The sequence below is a fragment of the Niastella populi genome (assembly GCF_002078015.1).
GTDB lineage: Bacteria > Bacteroidota > Bacteroidia > Chitinophagales > Chitinophagaceae > Niastella > Niastella populi.
The window spans coordinates 1-1722 of record NZ_LWBP01000088.1 but is presented as its reverse complement, the minus strand read 5'-3'; the positions used below and the strand labels follow the sequence as shown (position 1 = coordinate 1722).

The following is a 1722-nucleotide window of genomic DNA, read 5'->3' as shown; positions in this document are numbered from 1 at the left end:
CACCTCCTGATTTTAACACCCCCAGTATCGAAACAATAAGCCACTCACTTCTATCCAGCTTTATTCCTACTAAATCATCTGGTTGGATATCATACTTTTTTTGCAGGTAATGAGCCAATTGATTAGACAATTCATTAAGTTCCCTGTAGGCAAGTTTGTTATCTTTAAACACTACCGCTATATTATCTGGTGTTCTTTGTACTTGTTCTTCAAACAGGGCTATTATTGTTTTATCTTTGGGATATTCCATCTCCGTGTCATTGAAGGTGAGCAGCAATTCCTGCTTCTCTTCCTGCGACAGGAAATCTATTTCTGAGATTTTTTCTTCCGGGTTGTCTAATATTGCATTTAATAATTGCCTGTAGTGATTTATCAGACCTTCAACCATTTCTTTCTCATACACATCAGAATTATACACTATACGTAATGAAAGATAGTCACTCACTTCGCTAACGAATATGTTTATGTCAAATTTTGACTGACTATTTCCCAGCTCTACTATTTGGTTTAGCTCTTCCGTATTTAATTCAGGTCCTTCTATTCTCTCTCCATTATTCTGAAAGATCAACATGACATCAAATACAGCACTTCTACCCGTATCCCTGTGAAGGTCTAATTCCTCCACCAACCTGTCAAAGGGGTACATTTGATGGGTATAACTCTTAAGGGTATTGTCCTTTAAAGTGCTGTAAAAGTCATTAAAATTTTCTCCTGGTCTTATTTCATTTCTTAGAGCAAGTGTATTTATGTAAAATCCGATCTGATCTTCCAAATCTGCGTGATCTCTGCCTGCTACAGGAGTTCCTATTATTATATCGGTTTTTGAAGTATAACGATACAACAAAATATTCCATGCTGCCAACAAGCCCATGAATAAACTGCCGCCTTTCTCCTGTGTATATGCTTTTAGTTTAGTCGTTGTTGCTTTACCAAGATAAGTAGCTAGCCCCCGCCCATTATGGGTCTTGAATTTTGGCCGCTGTTTTTTGGCCGGAAGATCCAGCAGTGGCAATTCTCCCGAGAGTTTGTTCAGCCAATACCCTTGATGTACTTTAAATGACTCTTCCTTCAACTGGGCTAATTGCCATGCTGAATAGTCCTTATACTGAATTCTTAGTTCCTTTATCTCAGGCTTTTTGTCAGTCTTATAGGCCTCATAATATTGAAATATATCTTTAGACAATACTTCCATAGACCACCCATCACTGATGACATGGTGCATGTTGAAGTAGAATACGTATTCCTTTTCCTCTACCTGAAGTAAGGCAGCTCTCAGTAAAGGCCCGTTTTCCAAATCAAATGCCAGGTAAGCATCTGCTGCGATATACGCTTCTGCTTTTTCTTTCTTGTCAGCCTCTTGTCTAAAGTCCTGGTAGTCGATTGAAAAGCCTAACGCTTCTCTCTCCAACACCCATTGCCTTATCTCTCCTGACTCATCTTCCCTGAAGACTGTTCTTAAGATCTCATGACGATCGATTGTAGCATCTATGGCTCTTTTGAAGTTTTCAATCTCAATGTCCTGATTCAGGTAAGTACTACCCGGTATGTTATAAGCTATCGAACCTCCTTCAAATTTACTCAACACCCAGAGTCTTCTTTGGGCATCAGAGATTGGATAACTTGCCTGAGGAGTTACTTTTCCTATTTGAACAAATTCCTCTCTTTTTGAAGATGCTATCAGTGCTGCATGGGAAGCTACGCTGGTATGAGCGAACAGCTCTT

At 39.3% G+C, this 1722-nt stretch carries 1 protein-coding gene; it reads right to left on the bottom strand.

The annotated features are described in order from the left end of the window. A partial coding sequence (locus A4R26_RS09195) for a condensation domain-containing protein (protein WP_165760207.1) occupies window positions 1-1722 on the bottom strand: 1722 nt, incomplete at both ends.